The sequence below is a fragment of the Dyadobacter sp. NIV53 genome, from assembly GCF_019711195.1.
GTDB lineage: Bacteria > Bacteroidota > Bacteroidia > Cytophagales > Spirosomataceae > Dyadobacter.
Genome location: NZ_CP081299.1, coordinates 1,553,120 through 1,571,540 on the forward strand (window position 1 = coordinate 1,553,120; position 18,421 = coordinate 1,571,540).

15 protein-coding genes are annotated in these 18,421 nt (G+C 39.0%); 8 read left to right on the forward strand and 7 right to left on the reverse strand.

The window, feature by feature from the left end; translation table 11 throughout:
- Window positions 1-119: 119 nt before the first annotated feature.
- Together dapF and rplS are read right to left on the reverse strand one after the other, a co-directional pair.
- The gene (dapF, locus tag KZC02_RS06195) at window positions 120-899 is read right to left on the reverse strand and encodes a diaminopimelate epimerase (protein WP_221393309.1); all 780 of its coding nucleotides are present in this window, start codon (window positions 897-899) and stop codon (window positions 120-122) included.
- Between the two features lie 212 nt (window positions 900-1,111).
- Window positions 1,112-1,477, reverse strand: a complete 366-nt coding sequence (rplS, locus tag KZC02_RS06200) for a 50S ribosomal protein L19 (RefSeq protein WP_221393310.1) — start codon at window positions 1,475-1,477, stop codon at window positions 1,112-1,114.
- A 315-nt stretch (window positions 1,478-1,792) separates the two neighbouring features.
- Between rplS and KZC02_RS06205 the strand changes: the two genes are divergently transcribed.
- Window positions 1,793-3,274 carry an NAD(P)H-hydrate dehydratase gene (locus KZC02_RS06205; protein ID WP_221393311.1) on the forward strand — a complete coding sequence of 494 codons (1,482 nt, stop codon included), beginning with the start codon at window positions 1,793-1,795 and terminating at the stop codon, window positions 3,272-3,274.
- Between the two features lie 7 nt (window positions 3,275-3,281).
- Here KZC02_RS06205 and feoB read toward each other — a convergent pair whose 3' ends face one another.
- Both feoB and KZC02_RS06215 read right to left on the reverse strand, forming a co-directional pair.
- Entirely contained in the window at window positions 3,282-5,417 is a 2,136-nt protein-coding gene (gene feoB / locus KZC02_RS06210) for a ferrous iron transport protein B (protein ID WP_221393312.1), read from the reverse strand.
- A 34-nt stretch (window positions 5,418-5,451) separates the two neighbouring features.
- Window positions 5,452-5,679 carry a FeoA family protein gene (locus KZC02_RS06215; protein ID WP_221393313.1) on the reverse strand — a complete coding sequence of 76 codons (228 nt, stop codon included), beginning with the start codon at window positions 5,677-5,679 and terminating at the stop codon, window positions 5,452-5,454.
- Window positions 5,680-5,921: 242 nt separating this feature from the next.
- On the opposite strand from KZC02_RS06215, the gene KZC02_RS06220 reads away from it, so the two are divergent.
- The 5 genes from KZC02_RS06220 (at window position 5,922) to ccsA (KZC02_RS06240) (ending at window position 10,710) form a co-directional block, all read left to right on the forward strand.
- Entirely contained in the window at window positions 5,922-6,584 is a 663-nt protein-coding gene (locus tag KZC02_RS06220; RefSeq protein ID WP_229254023.1) for a heme exporter protein CcmB, read from the forward strand.
- Between the two features lie 98 nt (window positions 6,585-6,682).
- Window positions 6,683-7,366, forward strand: a complete 684-nt coding sequence (ccsA, locus tag KZC02_RS06225) for a cytochrome c biogenesis protein CcsA (protein WP_221393314.1) — start codon at window positions 6,683-6,685, stop codon at window positions 7,364-7,366.
- A gap of 81 nt (window positions 7,367-7,447) precedes the next feature.
- The gene (locus tag KZC02_RS06230) at window positions 7,448-7,675 is read left to right on the forward strand and encodes a CcmD family protein (protein WP_221393315.1); all 228 of its coding nucleotides are present in this window, start codon (window positions 7,448-7,450) and stop codon (window positions 7,673-7,675) included.
- Between the two features lie 6 nt (window positions 7,676-7,681).
- Window positions 7,682-8,116, forward strand: a complete 435-nt coding sequence (locus KZC02_RS06235) for a cytochrome c maturation protein CcmE (RefSeq protein WP_221393316.1) — start codon at window positions 7,682-7,684, stop codon at window positions 8,114-8,116.
- A complete protein-coding gene (gene ccsA / locus KZC02_RS06240; RefSeq protein WP_221393317.1) occupies window positions 8,113-10,710 on the forward strand; it encodes a cytochrome c biogenesis protein CcsA in 2,598 nt (865 codons plus the stop codon). Before KZC02_RS06235 ends, ccsA (KZC02_RS06240) begins: the two co-directional genes overlap by 4 nt.
- A 308-nt stretch (window positions 10,711-11,018) precedes the next feature.
- Here ccsA (KZC02_RS06240) and KZC02_RS06245 read toward each other — a convergent pair whose 3' ends face one another.
- Both KZC02_RS06245 and KZC02_RS06250 read right to left on the reverse strand, forming a co-directional pair.
- Window positions 11,019-11,411, reverse strand: coding sequence for a hypothetical protein (locus KZC02_RS06245; protein WP_221393318.1), 393 nt, complete (start codon window positions 11,409-11,411; stop codon window positions 11,019-11,021).
- Between the two features lie 10 nt (window positions 11,412-11,421).
- Window positions 11,422-13,971 (reverse strand): TonB-dependent receptor, encoded by a 2,550-nt coding sequence (locus tag KZC02_RS06250; RefSeq protein ID WP_221393319.1) that lies wholly within the window; start codon window positions 13,969-13,971, stop codon window positions 11,422-11,424.
- A gap of 274 nt (window positions 13,972-14,245) precedes the next feature.
- Between KZC02_RS06250 and KZC02_RS06255 the strand changes: the two genes are divergently transcribed.
- Window positions 14,246-14,545 (forward strand): DUF3817 domain-containing protein, encoded by a 300-nt coding sequence (locus KZC02_RS06255; protein WP_221393320.1) that lies wholly within the window; start codon window positions 14,246-14,248, stop codon window positions 14,543-14,545.
- Between the two features lie 65 nt (window positions 14,546-14,610).
- Window positions 14,611-16,779, forward strand: a complete 2,169-nt coding sequence (locus KZC02_RS06260; protein WP_221393321.1) for a DUF5916 domain-containing protein — start codon at window positions 14,611-14,613, stop codon at window positions 16,777-16,779.
- A 4-nt stretch (window positions 16,780-16,783) separates the two neighbouring features.
- On the opposite strand, the gene KZC02_RS06265 is transcribed toward KZC02_RS06260, so the two are convergent.
- On the reverse strand, window positions 16,784-18,001 hold the full coding sequence (locus KZC02_RS06265) for a leucine-rich repeat domain-containing protein (RefSeq protein ID WP_221393322.1): 1,218 nt from the start codon (window positions 17,999-18,001) through the stop codon (window positions 16,784-16,786).
- Window positions 18,002-18,421 lie beyond the last annotated feature (420 nt).

The window sequence follows — 18,421 nt, forward strand, 5'->3', positions numbered from 1 at the left end:
TAATTCAAAAAGATATAATTTTACAAAGGCTGAAATATGATTTAGAAAGAGAATTTTATTATTTGGCAAAGGATAAATCAAACGATTAATTAAAAGCCAAAATATACTATTTTACATATCTAAACTTCAAATGTTCCCTCGTAAACTTTTACTGCCGGTCCAATCAAGAATATATCATCAAATTTGCCAGGAGTAGTTTCAGCATAAGCCACTTCTAATGTGCCGCCCAATGTTTCAACTGTTACCGGGCTATCCCAACCTTCGTGTGCGTATGCGGATAATACAGCGGCAGTTACACCGGTCCCACAGGAATAGGTTTCATCCTCGACTCCACGCTCATACGTACGTACACTCAGATGGTTATCTTTCAAAATCTCTACGAAATTCACATTCGTACCGCCTAAAGGGCCATATACCGAACCATAACGAACTTCCTTCCCAATCCCAACAACATCAACATCCTTAATGTCGTCCACATAAGTAATATAATGTGGTGATCCGGTATTCATAAAATCATATCCGGCATATTGCTCTACGCTATTAACCGGTGACATTTTTAAACGGATTTTCTCAATTGAAGCGACTCCTTCGTGCGGGCCATCCACAGCGATAAAAGATGTATTAGTTGAAAATAGCCCCAGATCGTGTGCAAATCTTACAGCACAACGTCCTCCATTTCCACACATACTTCCCTCTCCACCATCTGCATTGAAATAAACCATTCGGAAATCATATCCTTCGGCATTCTGCAATAATATTAACCCATCGGCACCAATTCCGAAGCGACGATGACAAAGAGACCCAATGAGTTCCTTTGAAACAGGAAACAAAGCTGAACGGTCATCAATCATGATAAAGTCATTGCCGGTTCCCTGGTATTTGTAAAAAGTAATTTTCATTTCATTTATCTGTTAGCTATCAGCAGAGGCTATTAGCTTTTCATTATTAACTTAAATTTGAAGGAGATAGGTTCAATATTCTTTTGTAAAAAAGAATCATCAATAGTCCAGCTTAAATAGAGACAATAGTCAACGGCAAGTAGCCACAAAAAAAGCCCCGCAAGAAAAAACGTGCAGGGCTTCAAATTTCTAAGCAGAACAAATAGTTTATCCTATGCTTTTGCTACTTTAAGCTCCTTAATACGAGCCGCTTTACCCTGACGTCCGCGTAAGAAGAACAAACGTGCACGGCGAACTTTACCGCGACGAAGCAGTTCAATTTTGGAGATACTAGGTGAAAGAATTGGGAAAACGCGTTCTACTGCGATTCCGTTCGATATCTTACGTACTGTGAAAGTTTCACCGCTTGCACTAAGGTTACGGCGTTGCAATACAGTACCTTGAAATTGCTGAATACGCTCTTTGTTACCTTCTCTGATCTTAACGTGTACGTTGATCGTGTCGCCTGCTTTAAATTCAGGATACTCGGATTTACGATTTTCAATCGTAGCTTCTACGAGTTTAATAAGTTCGCTCATGACGAATGATTTTAATAATTTAAATAAATTAAGCTAATTTCCAGCGGATGAGGTGACGCCCCTTCATTCAAAACAGCCTTTGAGAAAACGAGTGCAAAGCTAATATTTTTAATTGGTTTGTAAAAGAGTTACAACCTTTTAAATTCCAAATTATAGGCTAAAAAACAAAGAATATAGAAAATGTGATCATTTTATCTTCCATTTACACAAACAATTAGTAACTATCTTTTTACCAGAAAAAATTAATACAATCAGAAATACATAATGCGGCGTAATATTTGTAACAAACTGGTGCGTATCGAAATAAATTATTACATGAAAATATTCAGCGTAGAACAAACTAAAGCATTAGACACATTTACTATCCAGAATGAACCAATTTCGTCTCTTAACCTCATGGAACGGGCATCACAGGCATTTGTGCGCTGGTTCTGTGATCAGTTTGTTAATACGCGGCCAATCAGTATATTTTGTGGTATGGGAAACAATGGCGGGGATGGCTTAGCAATTGCAAGAATCCTGAGCCAAAAATCTTATAATGTGTGTGTATATGTTGTAAAATACACTGAAAATCCATCCGATGATTTTACTGCAAATCTTGATAGATTATCAAATAACCTGACCCCATTTACTATTCTGAATAAGGGTGATTTACCAAAAATCTCACCGGACACTATTCTGATTGATGCACTATTAGGATCAGGCTTATCCAGGCCAGCCACGGGAATTTTGGCTGAAGTAATTCAGGCATTAAATCAGGCACCTAATAAAATAATCTCGGTAGATATTGCAAGTGGCTTGTACGTAGACAAGCAGAATGAAAAGGAAGATATTATTATCAAACCATATTGTACAGTTTCTTTTCAATTGCCCAAACTGGCATTCATGATGCCGCAAAATGCAGAATTTACCGGTAACTGGCAGACCGTTGATATCGGTTTGCATCAGGATTTTATAAAAAAAACATCCACTCCCTATTTTTACACAGACAAATCGGATGCCGAAAGCAAAATTATTCCCAGGCAGAAATTCTCAAATAAGGGCACTTTTGGGCATGCACTTCTTTTATCCGGAAGTTATGGTAAAATGGGTGCGGCTGTTTTATCAGCAAAGGCTTGTTTAAGATCAGGAGTTGGATTGCTTTCTTTGCATATCCCTGGCTGTGGTTACGAAATTGTACAGATTTCTGTACCGGAAGCGATGGCCTCAGTAGACCCTGACAGTAAATATCTTACAGAACTGCCAAAAATAGATTCTTATTCCGCAATCGGGATTGGCCCCGGAATCGGACAGGAATCAGCTACTTTGGAATTGTTAAGGACTTTATTAAAAACAATAAAAGTTCCTTTAGTTATTGACGCCGATGCACTGAATATCCTGTCACAAAATCCTGAATTGCTCCGTAAATTACCAAAAAAGACAATTTTAACACCTCATCCAAAAGAATTTCAAAGACTTGCCGGAAAGACTGATAACGAATATGACCGGCTGGAATTAGCCAGAGAATTCGCTCAAAGATATGAAGTGATAATTTGTCTAAAAGGAGCACATACTGCAGTTATTTTAAGCAACGGAGATGTTCATTTTAATTCAACCGGCAATGCCGGTATGGCAACAGGAGGTACCGGCGATGTACTGACAGGCATAATTACCAGCTTGCTGGCACAAGGTTACGCTCCTGAGGATGCTGCTATTTTAGGCGTTTATCAGCATGGACTTTCCGGCGACAAAGGTGAAGCAAAAAAAGGCCAGAATGCTTTAATTGCATCTGACCTCGTGGATAATTTGGGTTGGTAAAAATAACCTAGCTCATAAGCTGATAAACTGCAAATGCGGACACATAAGCCAAAACTGTCAGATAAGCCAGCTGAATAAGCGGCCACTTCCAGCCATGCGTCTCACGGTACACGACTGCAATTGTGCTCATACACATCATGGCAAAAACGTAAAATACCAATAATGAATAACAAACAGCAGGTGTATACATAGCGCCGCCAGTATCCGGATTTCTTTCCTGAACCAAACGTTCTTTAACTGTTAACACATCCTCTGTGTCACCGCTGATACTGTATATAGTTGCCATAGTTCCTACAAAAACTTCTCTGGCTGCGAATGAAGCCAATAAAGCAATACCGATTTTCCAGTCGTAACCAAGAGGGCGAATTGCTGGCTCTATAAAACGGCCAAAACTACCTGCATAAGAATTTTCAAGCCTTACAGAAGCTACTGCAGCATTGATCTGATCTTGTGTTAACTGGCTGTTTTCCAATGCAACCCTTTCAGCTTCTTTCTCCATTTTGTCTCCGGGCCCATAGGATGCAAGTACCCACAAAATGATTGAAATGGACATGATCACTTTCCCTGCTTCCAGTACAAAAGATTTTACACTTTCATACATTGTAAAACCAACATGCCCCCAACGTGGAAGCTTGTACGAAGGCATTTCAAGCATAAAATAGCTTGGTTCTTTTCTTGGAATAAAAAGAGATAAAAGCCAGGCGGAAAATAACGCACCAAATAATCCCATCAGGTACAACCCCATTAATACCAATCCCTGCATATTAAGTATCCCAAAAACTTTTGTAGATGGTACCACAAGGGCAATCAGAATAGCAAAAATAGGAAGACGAGCTGAACAGCTCATCAAAGGAGTTACAAGAATGGTGAGCAAACGCTCATAACGGCTGCTGATGCTGCGTGTTGTCATAATAGCCGGAACGGCACAGGCGACTCCTGAAATAAGCGGCACAACACTGCGGCCATTTAATCCGAATTTCCGCATCAGTTTGTCCATAATCACCATTACACGGGCCATATAACCGGATTCTTCAAGTATAGAAACCAGTGCAAATAAAATAGCGATCTGTGGAATAAATATGATAATCCCCCCTATTCCTGCCATAATTCCATCAGTAATGAGGTCATTCAGTACACCTTGCGGCAAAATACCCTTTACCCACTCAATCGTAGCTGCTGTTCCTGCATCGATCAAATCCATTGGATATGTAGCCCATGCAAAAATCGCCTGAAATATGACCAGCAACACAACTGCAAAAGTGACATATCCCCAAAAATGATGCAGCAATATACCATCCAGTTTCCGTGTCCAGAAAGGCTGTTCTGTCATGCCCTCCGACTTTACCGCTTTGGAAACAATTGGTTTTATTTTTTCATACCGCGCTATGGTTTCGGTAGACAGGAAATTATTTTCATCAAAATCGTATTTTTCAATGAGCCTGTCCAGCTTTGTTCTGGCTGGTTGTTCCAGAAAAGAAAAATTATCATGCTGGCAAACATATTGCAAAGCAACATAGTCATTATCAAGATGATAAATGGATTTTACTTCTTCTATTAACTGAACTTCCTTTTCAGTAGGATCATAGAAATAAGTTAAAGCCGGCTTTTCTTTTTGCTCCAGAGTATGCGTAACTGCCTCCATCAAATTTTTAACTCCTTCACCGGTACGCGCATTAATACGAACAACCGGCACTTTCAACTGCATGGCAAGCTGTACTGCATTAACAGTAAGATTCATACTTGTTGCAACATCAAGCATATTTAGTGCAAGTACAGCCGGAATTCCAAGATCATTGATTTCAGTAAAAAGAAGGAGGTTTCTTTGAAGATTTGAAGCATCAACGACTACAATAATTACCTTAGGAAAATCAGGATGTTGCGGATTGGCAAGTATATCCATCACTACCGTTTCGTCAGCAGATTTCGGATAAATGCTGTAAGTTCCCGGCAGGTCAACCAATGTTACTTCTCCATCTGTTTTACCTGTTGAACTTTTAAGATGAAAAGTCCCTGATTTTTTTTCTACTGTAACTCCGGGAAAATTTCCTGTCTTTTGACGCAAACCGGTTAAAACATTAAACAAGGTAGATTTCCCGGCATTGGGATTACCGACGAGCGCAATTTTAATATTTTCTTGTTTCAATTGAAAAGCACTGAATTTGATGAAGATGTAATAATTACTCGATAACTATAGTCGCTGCCTCATTTAGTCGCAATGATAAACAATAACAGCCTCCAACATTGATACAAATAGGATCTCCAAATGGAGCCACTGCATCCAGACGAACTTCGCATCCCGGCAAACAACCCATTTCAAGTAATTTCAGAGACATGACTTTGTCTGAGAAAGATTTAATGACTCCGCTTTCTCCTTTTTTCAGATGGGATAGTGTTCGAACAGGCATACACCTTATTTAGATTAAATATACTTAAACTGCAAATTAAACATTATCAGCCCGCAATTCAAACTATAACGTGGAATTTCCTGCAATACATTATTTATATCATTCAAAATCATGACTGTTTTATGAGCACCCTGAGCCTTTATGTAGTACTTTTGCAGCACGATACAGAAAAGCAGGAATTAAAAGTAATTGAGTAACCACTGCGCCGAAAGCTGAACCGCCGACTGCCGATTGCCCATAATTTGAACGAGATAAAAACCCTCATCTGGAAAGAGTTTACGCTGGAATGGCGGCAAAAATACGCATTAAGCGGTATGCTGTTGTACCTGGTAAGTACCGTTTTTATTTGTTATCTCAGCTTTGGCCTGCGTCGCAATCAGCTTACACCGATTGTATGGAACACACTTTTCTGGATAATCCTGCTTTTTGCTGCAGTGAATGCAATAGCAAAAAGTTTTTCTCAGGAACGATATGGCCGCCTGATCTATTATTACAGCTTATGCAGCCCGCAGGCAATCATTTTATCTAAAATCATATATAACTCCTTCATCATGCTTTTTCTTTCGGGCATCGGTTTCGGGTTCTATGCTTTTGTAATGGGAAATCCGGTTGGCGACATTGGTTTATACATGATTTGCATTGCTTTGGCGGCAGTTGGTTTTGCATCCGTTCTGACATTGGTTGCCGGAATTGCTTCCAAGGCAGACAATAGTGCGACTTTAATGGCAGTTTTAAGTTTTCCCATCATTTTGCCAATGTTGTTAATGACAATAAAACTGGCAAAAAATGCATTGGACGGCCTGGACTGGAGTGTAAGTACAGACGAAATCAGCACATTATTATCCATCGACCTGATAGTAATAACGCTTAGTTATTTGCTTTTTCCTTATTTATGGAGAAGCTGACATAAGGTTTTTAGTAAAAATTAAAAGTAAACGGCAGCAGGAGCAGATTACGGTTTCCGGTAAAAAAGTTTCTGTTAAACACATAGTAATATCTGATAATGAAAAAGCTTTGGTGGAAAATCCTTTGTATTATTTTAATATTTTACGTCATCATAAATGGCCTGATGGGCCCGGTACCACATTTACCTATTTTGAATGAAAGTATCCGGAATACCTATTTTCATGTAGCGTTGTGGCTGGCTATGACTCTGTTATTGTTTACTTCCATGATATTCTCGGTTCGTTATCTGAACAGCGGAAATATAAAGCATGATGACATAGCCAGTGAACTTGCCAAATCGGGATTATTCTACGGAATTCTGGGTTGTTTGAGTGGTTCGGTATGGGCTAATTTTACATGGGGTGATCCTTGGCCAAATGATCCGAAATTGAACGGGGCTGCTGTTGGTATACTGATTTATCTTGCCTATTTATTATTAAGAAGTTCATTTGAGGACGAACAGCGCAGAGCCAGAATTGCTTCTGTTTATAACATTTTCGCTTTTGCTGTTTTTGTTCCTCTTATTTATATTCTTCCACGCCTTACAGATTCATTACATCCAGGAAGCGGTGGTAACAGCACATTCGGTTCTTATGATATGAATAATGACCTTCGGATGGTTTTTTATCCGGCTATTATCGGCTGGATTTTGTTAGGTCTTTGGTTTGCTGAATTGAGGGTCAGAATTAAAAGAATCAATCGTTTCAGGGAAGAAGATTTTTTGGAAGTGAAAAAATCCTGACAGCGCAAGCCTCACATTTTGAAGAAACTGTAAACATTTCAAAACAAAAATTCGTTAAGAATTAAGTACATAATAAATACCATGAAAAAAGTCTTTTCCATTCTGATTTCACTTATTATTTTCTCCGGAAATTTGTTAGCGCAAACTACTGTGGACAATACCGTTCCAATGGCTGACAAATTACGGGAAGATGGTAAAATCTGGGTTGTTGTTGCTGTTATTGCTGTCGTTTTTGCCGGGATTGCAATTAATATGATCCGGTTGGAATTGAGGGTTGGCAAAATTGAAAAAGAATTAAATATCAAGTAAAAACGTATGAAGAAGATACAGATATTCGGTCTTGTGATAGTAGCCGTAGCAATTGGAATCATTATATCAACGGCTGGTGATGCAAGCACTTATGTAAACTTTTCCAAAGCACAGGAATTGGCTTCCAGCGGTGATAATGAAAGTATTCACGTTGTTGGTAAATTAAAGAAAAATACGTCAGGACAGATCCTGGAAATGGATTACCATCCCGAAATTGATCCAAACTACTTCACTTTTACTTTGATCGACAATAACAATGTGGCTCAGAAAGTAGTATATAAAAGTACCAAACCTCAGGATTTTGATAAATCTGAACAGGTTGTGGTAGTTGGAAAAATGCAAAACGGCACTTTCGCAGCGGAGAAAATCCTGATGAAGTGTCCATCTAAATACGAAAACGGAAAATTGGAAACAACCGAGGCTACCGCATCTAAATCATGATCCATACCACTATCGGAAGCGCAGGTCACCTGCTGGTAATTATCGCATTTGTATCGGCATTAGTAGCCACCTTTGCTTATTTTAAAGCCGGAATGGCTAATACGCCTGTGGATGATCTGGCGATCTGGAAACGTTTTGCCCGTGTAACTTATGTTGTTCACGTACTGGCTGTGTTAGGTGTCGTTTTCTCCTTATACTGGATTATCGGTAATCATTATTTTGAATATCATTATGCCTGGAAAAACTCTTCCCTTTCCTTACCGACCGGCTATACTATTTCCAGTTTCTGGCAGGATCAGGAAGGCAGTTTCCTGCTTTGGATATTCTGGAATGTCGTTTTAGGATCAGTTCTGATCTTTACCAACAGATCCTGGGAAGCCCCGGTTATGACTGTTTTTGCTCTTGTACAGGCATTTTTGACTTCCATGATTCTGGGAGTTGTCATTCCCGGATTGGATGTTAAAATCGGCTCTACTCCATTTCTTCTGCTAAAAGAAGTAATGCCTGATATTCCAGTGTTTAAAATGGATCCGAATTTCATTGCAAAAGACGGAAACGGTTTAAATCCGCTTTTACAAAATTATTGGATGGTTATTCACCCTCCTACCTTGTTTTTAGGTTTTGCTTCTACGCTAATTCCATTTTCATTTGCGATTGCCGGTTTATGGACAAAAAAAATTCAGGAATGGATTCGTCCTGCTTTACCGTGGGCATTATTTTCAGCATTGGTTTTAGGTGTAGGTGTTTTGATGGGTGCTTATTGGGCATACGAAACGCTTAATTTTGGCAGTTACTGGAACTGGGATCCCGTAGAGAATTCTTCAATTGTTCCCTGGCTGGTTCTTGTTGCGGCAATTCACACCATGATTATCGCACGCAAAAATGCAACTGCATTAAAAACTTCGTTCATCTTAACTATTACAACTTTCATTCTGGTACTCTATTCTACGTTCATGACACGGAGCGGGGTTCTTGGAAATGCGTCGGTTCACTCATTTACGGATTTGGGATTGTCCGGTCAGCTACTGGTTTATCTATTGACATTCCTGATTGTCGCCATTGGTTTACTTGCATATCGCTGGAAAAGCCTTCCGTCGGACGAAGAGGAAGTTTCCACTTATTCCCAGGAGTTCTGGATTTTTATTGGAGCAACCTTATTGTGTCTTTCCGGTTTTCAAATTCTTGCTACTACTTCGATTCCGGTTTATAATAAAATAGCAGAAGCCTTTGGAACAGTACTAAATATGGCTTTACCGGCCGATCAGGTTGGACATTATAACAAATTTCAGCTTTGGTTTTTCTCCCTGATTATCGTCCTAACAGGTATTGGCCAATATTTCTGGTGGAAACGTGTTGGAAAGGATAAACTTCAGGCTTTGTACAATCCATTGCTTATTGCGTTAATTATCAGCGCGGCTGTCATTACAATCCAGGGTGTTAAGGATATTCAGTATATCGTGCTACTGACCACTTCCATATTTGCGATTGTTGCGAACGGTACTATTTTGTTCAACATTGCACGGGGAAATTATACATTGTCGGGTGGTGCTGTAACGCACATTGGTGTTGCCTTGATGCTGATCGGAATCCTGTTCTCATCTGCTTATACCAAAGTAGTTTCTATTAACAATTCGGGGCTGATGATTTCCCGCAGCGAAGAATTTACCAACAACGATAATAAAGAAAATAAAGAAAACATCACGCTATGGCTTAATAAGCCGGAAAAAATGGGTGATTATATGCTTACCTGGCGGGATGTCCGTGTAGAACCGCGCAGCATTCCTGAATACATTTCAAAAAGCTGGGTTGATATTATTGAAAACGACTTCCACGCTGTTGCGCTCAGGGATATTGTTGTAAACGATAAGAAGTATTATTCCAAAGGCGATACCCTGGAAATCTTCCCTGAAAATTTTTATTACGAAATTGAGTACCGGGAACCTTCCGGACGTGTTTTCAATCTTTTCCCTCGCGTTCAGATTAATCCAAGAATGGGTGGAATTGTGTCATCTCCGGATATTAGCCGCAAATTAGATAAGGATTTGTACACGTATGTCGCAATGGTTACCAATCCGACTGCAGAGCCCGTCTGGAGTGCTACTGAGAATTTTACCGCCAGTTTAAGGGATACATTCTTTGTAAATGATTACGTAGCTATTCTGGATAATGTAGTCCGTACAGATTCTGTGGAAGGCGTAACTTTGGGAGAAGGCGATGCGGCGGTAAAAGCAATTATCAGGGTATTGGACAACGAGCACGAATATATCATTACTCCTTCTTTTGTGATCAGGGATCGGATGGTTGCCCGTAAACCAGAGGTTAACAACGACTTAGGACTGCGTGTTCAGTTCCAGGAAATCAATCCGCAAACAGGTCAGTTCTCTTTCGCAGTCAATACAACACAACGGGACTATATTGTGATGAAAGCGACCGAAAAACCACTGATTAATATTCTTTGGCTGGGTACTTTTGTACTGGTTATAGGTTTCCTGATGGCTACTATCCGGCGATTTAAAGACTTTATAAAAATGAGGGATAAAGAAAATGCCTCTATCAATAAGAACAGGGAAAAGATTAAGGCACAAGTGGTTTAGTATCTTATTGAAGCAGTAAAAAGGGTTCCGGCAAATGTTGCCGGAACCCTTTTCTATTAGAATAAAATTACAAAATCACAGAAATAATTAACATCATTTTCAAAATCACAGAAGGATAAAATATTGGTAGCCAAAAGTTATAAGAATTGTTTATAGTGCCGCCGGTACGAAACGTTACATACCTTTGGCATTAGGATTTCCCCCAACGTTATTAACTTCTACCGCACCGCAGACCGTTGATATAATGTCCCTAATGATACTTTCACTTCAATATCTCAAATTCAATATTTATAAATTTAGAAAATTCCCTACTTCCCATCCTTTACCTTGTACCTTAATTTGTAATAAGAAATTTCTCTTTCAAATACCTTAAATCCGGTTTCAGGACATTCTTTTTTTAATTCTGCAAATTGCTTTTCTGCAAGTTTCTCATCCAGTTGCCATAACGTCCCGTTTTTGAGAGAAGTATTATCTTCATCCAGCGTTTTTTGCAGCTTTTTAATTACTGGAATTGATTTTGCCAACCCAGGCATTTGCTGTAAGGCATCCAGCTGCTGTGTACTAAAACGGAAAACATACAATTCTCCACTTTCTTTTTTCATCGTATCCGCAACTGCAAAGGTCTGCGTAAGTAACTTGCAATCCTGACTTTTGACAATGATTGATAAATGAAAAAAGAAAGCGAAAAAACCGTATTTCATTGATTAAATATTAGAATTTAAACCCAACTCTTGTAAAGAAAAATGCACCATTGCTACCCATTTGGACCGGGTCCCATGCGCCACCTGATTCAGTCAGTAATGGTTTGGACATTGTTGGGTATACATTAAGAATATTGCTTCCGCCAATAGACAAAGAGATATTTTTGGAGAATTTATAATTAACCGTGAGGTCTGTCTGAACTTTTGGTTTGTACACATCCAGCTCATAATCCCAGTTAGCCAACTTAATCTCCCCAAAGCGGATAAAACGCAGCATAAAGCTTAACTTATTAACTGTATAATCAAAAGTTAAATTGATTTTGGAAGGAGGAGCAGAAGCTAATGTAAAACGGCGTTCCCTTTCGTCAAAATAAGTATTTTGTTTTCCTTCTAATTTTGGGCTCGTATTTATCGGGCCCAATTTCATCCAGTTTAAATTCGCCGCCAGCGTTGTACTCAACCGTCCTACACTAAGTGAAGTACCATGAGCTATAATAATATCCAGTCCTTTTGTGGTCGTTGACGAAAGTGCATTGCTGAAAAACTGGGCTTTTCCTACGCGTAATGCTTTCAACAAATCACCAATCTCCTCATCTTCATCGCTAAATTGCCCGGTTAAAACTACCCGGTCTTTAACCTTGACATAGTAACCATCCACTGTAACAGATAGACTGGAAGCTGGTTTCATCGTAATTCCCAAACTTGCATTTTGTGATGTTTCCTGTTTTAGTTGTGGAATCCCTAATGCCTGTGTTACTGCACTGTTATTATTTGCCAGTAAAACTTCAACCGGTTGTCCGTTTACAAAGTTGGTAAAAGTAGAATTAAAGTATTTTTGAGCCAGTGATGGTGCACGGAATCCGGTACTGACTGATCCACGAACTGCAAACACTTCTGAAATCTCATATCTGGCACCCAATTTCCCATTTAATGTACTTCCAAAATCGCTGTAATTCTCAAAACGAACAGCGGCATCAATCAGTAATTTTTTAGTGATATCTGCTTCAACATCAAGATAAACGCCAACATTCGAGCGTCCCTTGCTGGTTGCATCTGTTGGGCTATAGCCAGGAAATCCCTGAGAACCACCTGCAAAATCAGTATCATAAGTGTCATAAGATGCACGTTCGCCTGCAAATATTTTATAGCGTTCATTCCGGTATTCTCCTCCGAAAGCTACATTCAGGCCATGCAAGATACTTTTATAATTACGGGTAAAATTCAAATTGGTTACATTCTGAGCCAATTGAAACCCGCCAGCATCAAATGATGTCTGGGTTTGTAATCCCATTGATCTGTTTAATGAGTTATTGACAAGGAAATGGAATTTATTCATTCCGTATGTATTGCTCAGATCAATATCCCATTGCTTCCATATTCCTCTGATACCAACCGTAGCTGCTTTGTCGTCGATTTTACTGGCAATAACCGGATCAAAACCGTTGGGATAAATAGATGGAATATTTCTGTTATCATTTGAGAAACGTGTCCAGGCATAAGCATCGCCTTTACGCTTATTTAAACCACCAAAACTATAAACCTGAACATTTTTTCCAACAGGAATTTTGGCATTGTAATAAAGTGCCGCATTTTTCATTTGCGGATCACCATACTGACGACGCAGAAGTTCTTCGCCCGCATCCGTATTGGCACGGTTGGTGTGGTCGCGAAAATTGTAATCAGCAGTCACATTCAGAAATCCCTTTTTGGCAATAGCAACCCCATAATTCAGATTGACATTGTAATTCTGCCCGTCAAAATTCTTATTATCAAAACGATATTTGGCCTGGTACATTCCTGCATTAACATTGGCAGTCAGCTGGTTGACATTTTCTTTCAAAACAATATTGATCACACCTGCAATGGCATCCGAACCATATTGTGCCGCAGCTCCGTCACGTAAAATTTCTATTCTTTCTATTGCAGCAGCAGGAATAGCATTTAAATCGGTTCCCGTATTACCACGGCCTCTTGATCCAAATAAGTTAACCAATGCCGATTGATGACGGCGTTTACCATTAATCAAAACCAAAGTCTGATCAGGACCTAATCCGCGTAATGAAGCCGGGTCAACATGGTCGGCGCCATCCGATCCGGTCTGGCGGTTAGAGTTAAATGATGGTGCAGCGAATTGTAAAAGCTGGTTCACGTCAAGCTGTCCCTGTTTTGTTGTGATTTCCTGAATATTGATGATGTCAACCGGAGCAGGTGTATCCGTAGACGAACGATTCATATTACGTGAGCCAACTACGGTTACCTGGCTTAGCAGTGTTGCATCCTGTAAAGTGAAATTCTGAGTTTCCTGTCCGTTAATTTCCTTTTCAATTTTGTTGTAACCTACATATGTTACTACAAGCGTCGCGCTGGAATATCCAACAGACATTGCATACATACCATTGCCATCAGCAGTAGTGCCATTATTTGTACCTTTTTCAATAATGGATGCGCCAATAAGCGGATCTCCTTTTTCATCTGTAATTTTTCCGGCAACTTTAAATTTTTGTGCGTTGGCAGAAAATACCAATAGTGTGAAGATAAACGAGAAATAAATTTTAGTCATATGATGATTTTTTTAGTAAAACAATTCGCAAAATAAAACAATAAAATTATATGCGGGAAGCACTTCGTCAAAATAATATTTCTCATGTTATCATAATTGCAGAATTTTATAAAAAGAAAAACATATTTTCTGGTACTATTGACAGATATAGTTCATAATATGTGCTTTGCTCAATAATTCATCCAAATGCCTGATTTCAAATGTATGATTGTAATTATTCGAATAGCTATCTTTGTCTTAGAAAAATACTATCTTTCATTACGCAGTAATTTTTATGTTATCTACTCTTCTTAAATCATCATTGGGTCGCCTGCGCATTGTTGCAATCCTTGAAGGAATTTCTTTTCTGGTACTTTTAGGAATCGCAATGCCTCTAAAATATCTGGCTGGTATTCCTGAAGTGGTTCGCGTGGTAGGAATGGCGCATGGCGTACTTTTTGTGCTTTATGTGATATTGTTAATCCAGGTTGCCATTGAAAAGAGCTGGTCTTTTAAAAAATCCATTCTGGCTTTTATTGCATCTTTTATACCATTCGGCACCTTTTATGCAGATTCAAAATGGTTCAGGGACTAATCTGATATTATCAATTCAACTTCCGGATTATCCTATTTCTATATTCCTATACCCATCAAAAAGTGTTGAAAAAACTTCTTCCAGCCTGTTTCTTTTACCTGTTAAGCTGTTATTGCTTTGCTCAAAAACCCAATGAAAATTATCAGTATCATATCTTCCCTGCACCTTCGGAAATAAAAGTTGATGGTGTAGCCAGCGATATTGCGTGGGAATCTGCTCAAACAGCTACGGATTTCTTCATGATTACACCCATGGATACCAGCTTCTCGCGCTGTAAAACTGAGGTGAAAATGTCTTACGACAAGCATAACCTGTATATTCTTGTTATCAATTATAAGCCAGTCAAAAGCTCTATCATCGTTGAGTCGTTGAAGAGAGATTTTGCATTTGGCAAGAATGATAACTTTTTGTTGTTCATGGATACTTTTGATGACCGAACCAATGGTTTTTCTTTTGGCGCAAATGCTGCGGGCGCACCGTGGGACGGACAAATGGGTGACGGTGGTACAGTTGATCTCAGCTGGGACAATAAATGGCTTTCCGAGGTGGTAAACGATGATGAAAAGTGGGTTTGGGAGGCTGCGATTCCGTTTAAAAGTATCCGATACAAACCAGGAATTTCAAAATGGGGAATTAATTTCAGCAGGCAGGATCTGACTATTTCTGAAAAATCTGCCTGGGCGCCCGTTCCGCGCCAGTTTCCTTCCGCTTCACTTGCTTATACAGGTGTGCTGGTCTGGGATACGCCGCCACCTAATCCGGGGCCCAACGTTTCTCTGATTCCATTTCTGGCAACGCGCCTGACCAAAGATTATCAGAACGACACGCCGAACAAATATAAAACAACGGTTGGAGGTGATGTTAAAATAGGACTTTCACCTTCACTGAATCTTGACCTTACTGTCAATCCGGATTTTTCACAGGTTGATGTGGATGTACAGCAAACCAACCTGAACCGTTTCGAACTATTTTTCCCTGAACGGCGCCAGTTTTTCCTTGAGAATGCTGATTTATTTGCAAACTTCGGGTACGCTACCATTCGTCCTTTTTTCTCCCGTCGTATTGGTTTGGGTGTTCCCATCCAATTTGGGGCGCGTATGAGCGGTAAATTGAATAAGAAATGGAGAATAGGTTTGCTTGATGTTCAAACCGCTTCCCAGGACAGTACGCCGAAAAATAATTATGCTGTTTTTGCCTTGCAGAGACAGGTTTTTGCTCGCTCCAATGTGCGTTTTATATTTATAAACCGGGATGCAATTAATTATTCACCGGAAAAAAACTCCGCCAGCAATCGTTACAACAGGAATATTGGGGCTGAGTATAATCTGGCAAGTGTCAACAATTTATGGACTGGAAAAGTCATGTTCTTAAAATCGTTTACACCTGGCAAATCGACTGATGATTTTGTACATGCAGCAGATTTGAAGTTTAATAAAGCAAATTTTTTCTGGCAATGGCAGCATGAATATGTTGGAAGAAACTACAATGCCGAAGTAGGTTACGTACCAAATGCGCCAAGAAACGGATATTACAAGATCAGTCCCAACATAGGTTATCTATTTTTCGTTAAGTCTCCACAAATCATCAGTCATGGGCCCAAACTGGTTACAAATGTGTATTGGGATAAAGAATTTTCTGTGAGTGATAAAGAATTTATCTTTTCGTATAATCTCAATTTCATTAACCGGGCTACCATTTCGGTATGGGGAGCAAGTAATTATGTTCGGCTGCTTCGTCCTTATGATCCTACCAATCTCGGTGGTTTTACCCTTGCTACTAATACTGAGCACAACTGGAAATCTACCGGATTTGACATTGCTTCCGGCCCGCAAAACCGACTTACCTATAACGCCTCAGCTGTTTTTGGAGGTTACTACCAAAATGGACACCGGAATAACCTGAGAGTTGAGCTTGGTTATCGTGTTCAGCCATATGTAGCTATTACGATGGCAGGAAATTATAATGATATTCGTTTACCAGATCCCTGGAACCGTACACAATTGTGGCTTGTCGGGCCTCGCGTAGATGTTACGTTTACCAACAAGCTCTTTTTTACAACATTTATGCAGTACAACAATCAGTCTAAAAATATCAACCTGAATTCACGTTTTCAGTGGCGGTATAAACCTGCTTCTGATTTGTTTATCGTTTATACTGACAATTATTTACCTGAAAATTTCCTGATCAAAAACCGGGCTTTGGTTTTGAAATTTACTTATTGGTGGAATTTGTAAGGATTTAATAAAACACCTCAATATTTTTATCCTTCAGCGATCCGAGTTCCTGGCCATATTTTAATTCTGACTGATTTTCTGTAAATGGATTTCCACGCAGATAAAGCTTATCGAGGTGTTTGATTTTTAAAAGCTGTGTTGGAAATTCATGAAAATTATTGCCTGATAAGTCAAGTTCTTCCAGTTTTGTAAATGCCGTAATTTGATCAGGGAAATTGGTAAACCAGTTATGACCCAGGTCAAGAATTTTCATATCCTGTAATAGTGCAATTTTTTCAGGCAGTTTGCTTAAACGGTTATGATGAGCGTAAAGTGTGTTGATATTTTTTAATTTATACAATTTGGCCGGCAAAATACTCAGCTGATTATGCGAAACTGCAAGATGCGTTAACCTTTTTAATTTTGTTATGGCTTTTGGAAGTGCTTCCAAATTGTTGTGATAAAGATCCAGAGTCTGAAGATGCTTCATTTTTTTAATTCCGCCAGGCAACAAAGCAATATTGGTTTTATATAAATTGAAATCCTTTATTTTTTTTAATCCCTTAAAACTTGCATTCCTTAGTTTGGTTAAATCATTTCCACTTAACCAGAGTATTTCCAGGCGTTTGCAATTGCTTGTCTGAATTGGAATATCTGTCAGTTGATTTTCGTTGAGATTTAGCAATTTCAAGGTTTTATTTACTGAAATCCTGAAATTTTCAGATGATATTTTATTACTCTGCAAATGAAGTTGTGATAATATAGGAAGCTTCTTCATGTCGAGATTAACTGCTTCAATTTCATTTTTACCCAGATAAAGTTCTTCCAGATTTGGATAACGGTATATGGAATTGGGGATGGCTTTCAATTCTAAATCATTGAGAAAAAGCCTTTTAATGCCCAAAGTATCTTTATATGCAATTAGGCTGGCCAGGTCTGTTAATGAACTGTCAGTATGCCGAACTTCTCTGGGTTGTTTTACCTGACCAATTCCTAAACTAAATGACAGAATGAAAGGTTTACCTGGAACAGACGCCTTGTATTTTGACATATGCCTGGTAAAGGCATCCCTGAATTTACCAGCCAGGGAATCCTTATTATACTTCTGTGAATGAAGCAGATCGAATAGAACGTAATCAACATAACCTTCTTTATTAACCATTATCCCGGCAGATACATCAATTCCATTTTTTGGCACATTAGGAAATACTGTCCTGATATTACTGTCTACAGTTTGGTACAAAAGCTGCTGATTTTTTTGATCAGTGTCATCTTCGGCATATCTATTTATTAAAACTGTTCTTTCGTTTTCTGTGATTTCTGATAATAAAAGAACTTTTTGGGCAGCAGCGCTCTGTATAATTAAGGTAAGTATACAAACAAAGAAATTTTTCATAACCAGTAAAAATTAGACATATTCAATTAACAACTAAGTTATTAGTCAAATATAACTAAAAATTTAGTTTAACAAATATTTCTACTTATTAATTTACATCAGTGAACCTTGCCTACACTGCCAAGTCGTTGCTACCTGTTTATAGAGATATAATTAATCAATATATAATGCAGAGTGCCGTAGCTACGTAACCTGAATGCATCCGTGGCACGGATGATTCACATAGCTTCACGAAAAGGATGTCCGGCCAACATAGTAAATTTATAT

What these genes read in the sequence shown, in the direction of transcription:
- dapF (WP_221393309.1), bottom strand. Translation starts at nt 899, where the DNA reads ATGAAAATTACTTTTTACAAATACCAGGGAACCGGCAATGACTTTATC.
- KZC02_RS06205 (WP_221393311.1), top strand. Translation starts at nt 1,793, where the DNA reads ATGAAAATATTCAGCGTAGAACAAACTAAAGCATTAGACACATTTACT.
- KZC02_RS06250 (WP_221393319.1), bottom strand. Translation starts at nt 13,971, where the DNA reads ATGACTAAAATTTATTTCTCGTTTATCTTCACACTATTGGTATTTTCT.
- KZC02_RS06245 (WP_221393318.1), bottom strand. Translation starts at nt 11,411, where the DNA reads ATGAAATACGGTTTTTTCGCTTTCTTTTTTCATTTATCAATCATTGTC.
- KZC02_RS06230 (WP_221393315.1), top strand. Translation starts at nt 7,448, where the DNA reads ATGAAAAAAGTCTTTTCCATTCTGATTTCACTTATTATTTTCTCCGGA.
- rplS (WP_221393310.1), bottom strand. Translation starts at nt 1,477, where the DNA reads ATGAGCGAACTTATTAAACTCGTAGAAGCTACGATTGAAAATCGTAAA.
- ccsA (WP_221393317.1), top strand. Translation starts at nt 8,113, where the DNA reads ATGATCCATACCACTATCGGAAGCGCAGGTCACCTGCTGGTAATTATC.
- KZC02_RS06215 (WP_221393313.1), bottom strand. Translation starts at nt 5,679, where the DNA reads ATGCCTGTTCGAACACTATCCCATCTGAAAAAAGGAGAAAGCGGAGTC.
- ccsA (WP_221393314.1), top strand. Translation starts at nt 6,683, where the DNA reads ATGAAAAAGCTTTGGTGGAAAATCCTTTGTATTATTTTAATATTTTAC.
- KZC02_RS06255 (WP_221393320.1), top strand. Translation starts at nt 14,246, where the DNA reads ATGTTATCTACTCTTCTTAAATCATCATTGGGTCGCCTGCGCATTGTT.
- KZC02_RS06235 (WP_221393316.1), top strand. Translation starts at nt 7,682, where the DNA reads ATGAAGAAGATACAGATATTCGGTCTTGTGATAGTAGCCGTAGCAATT.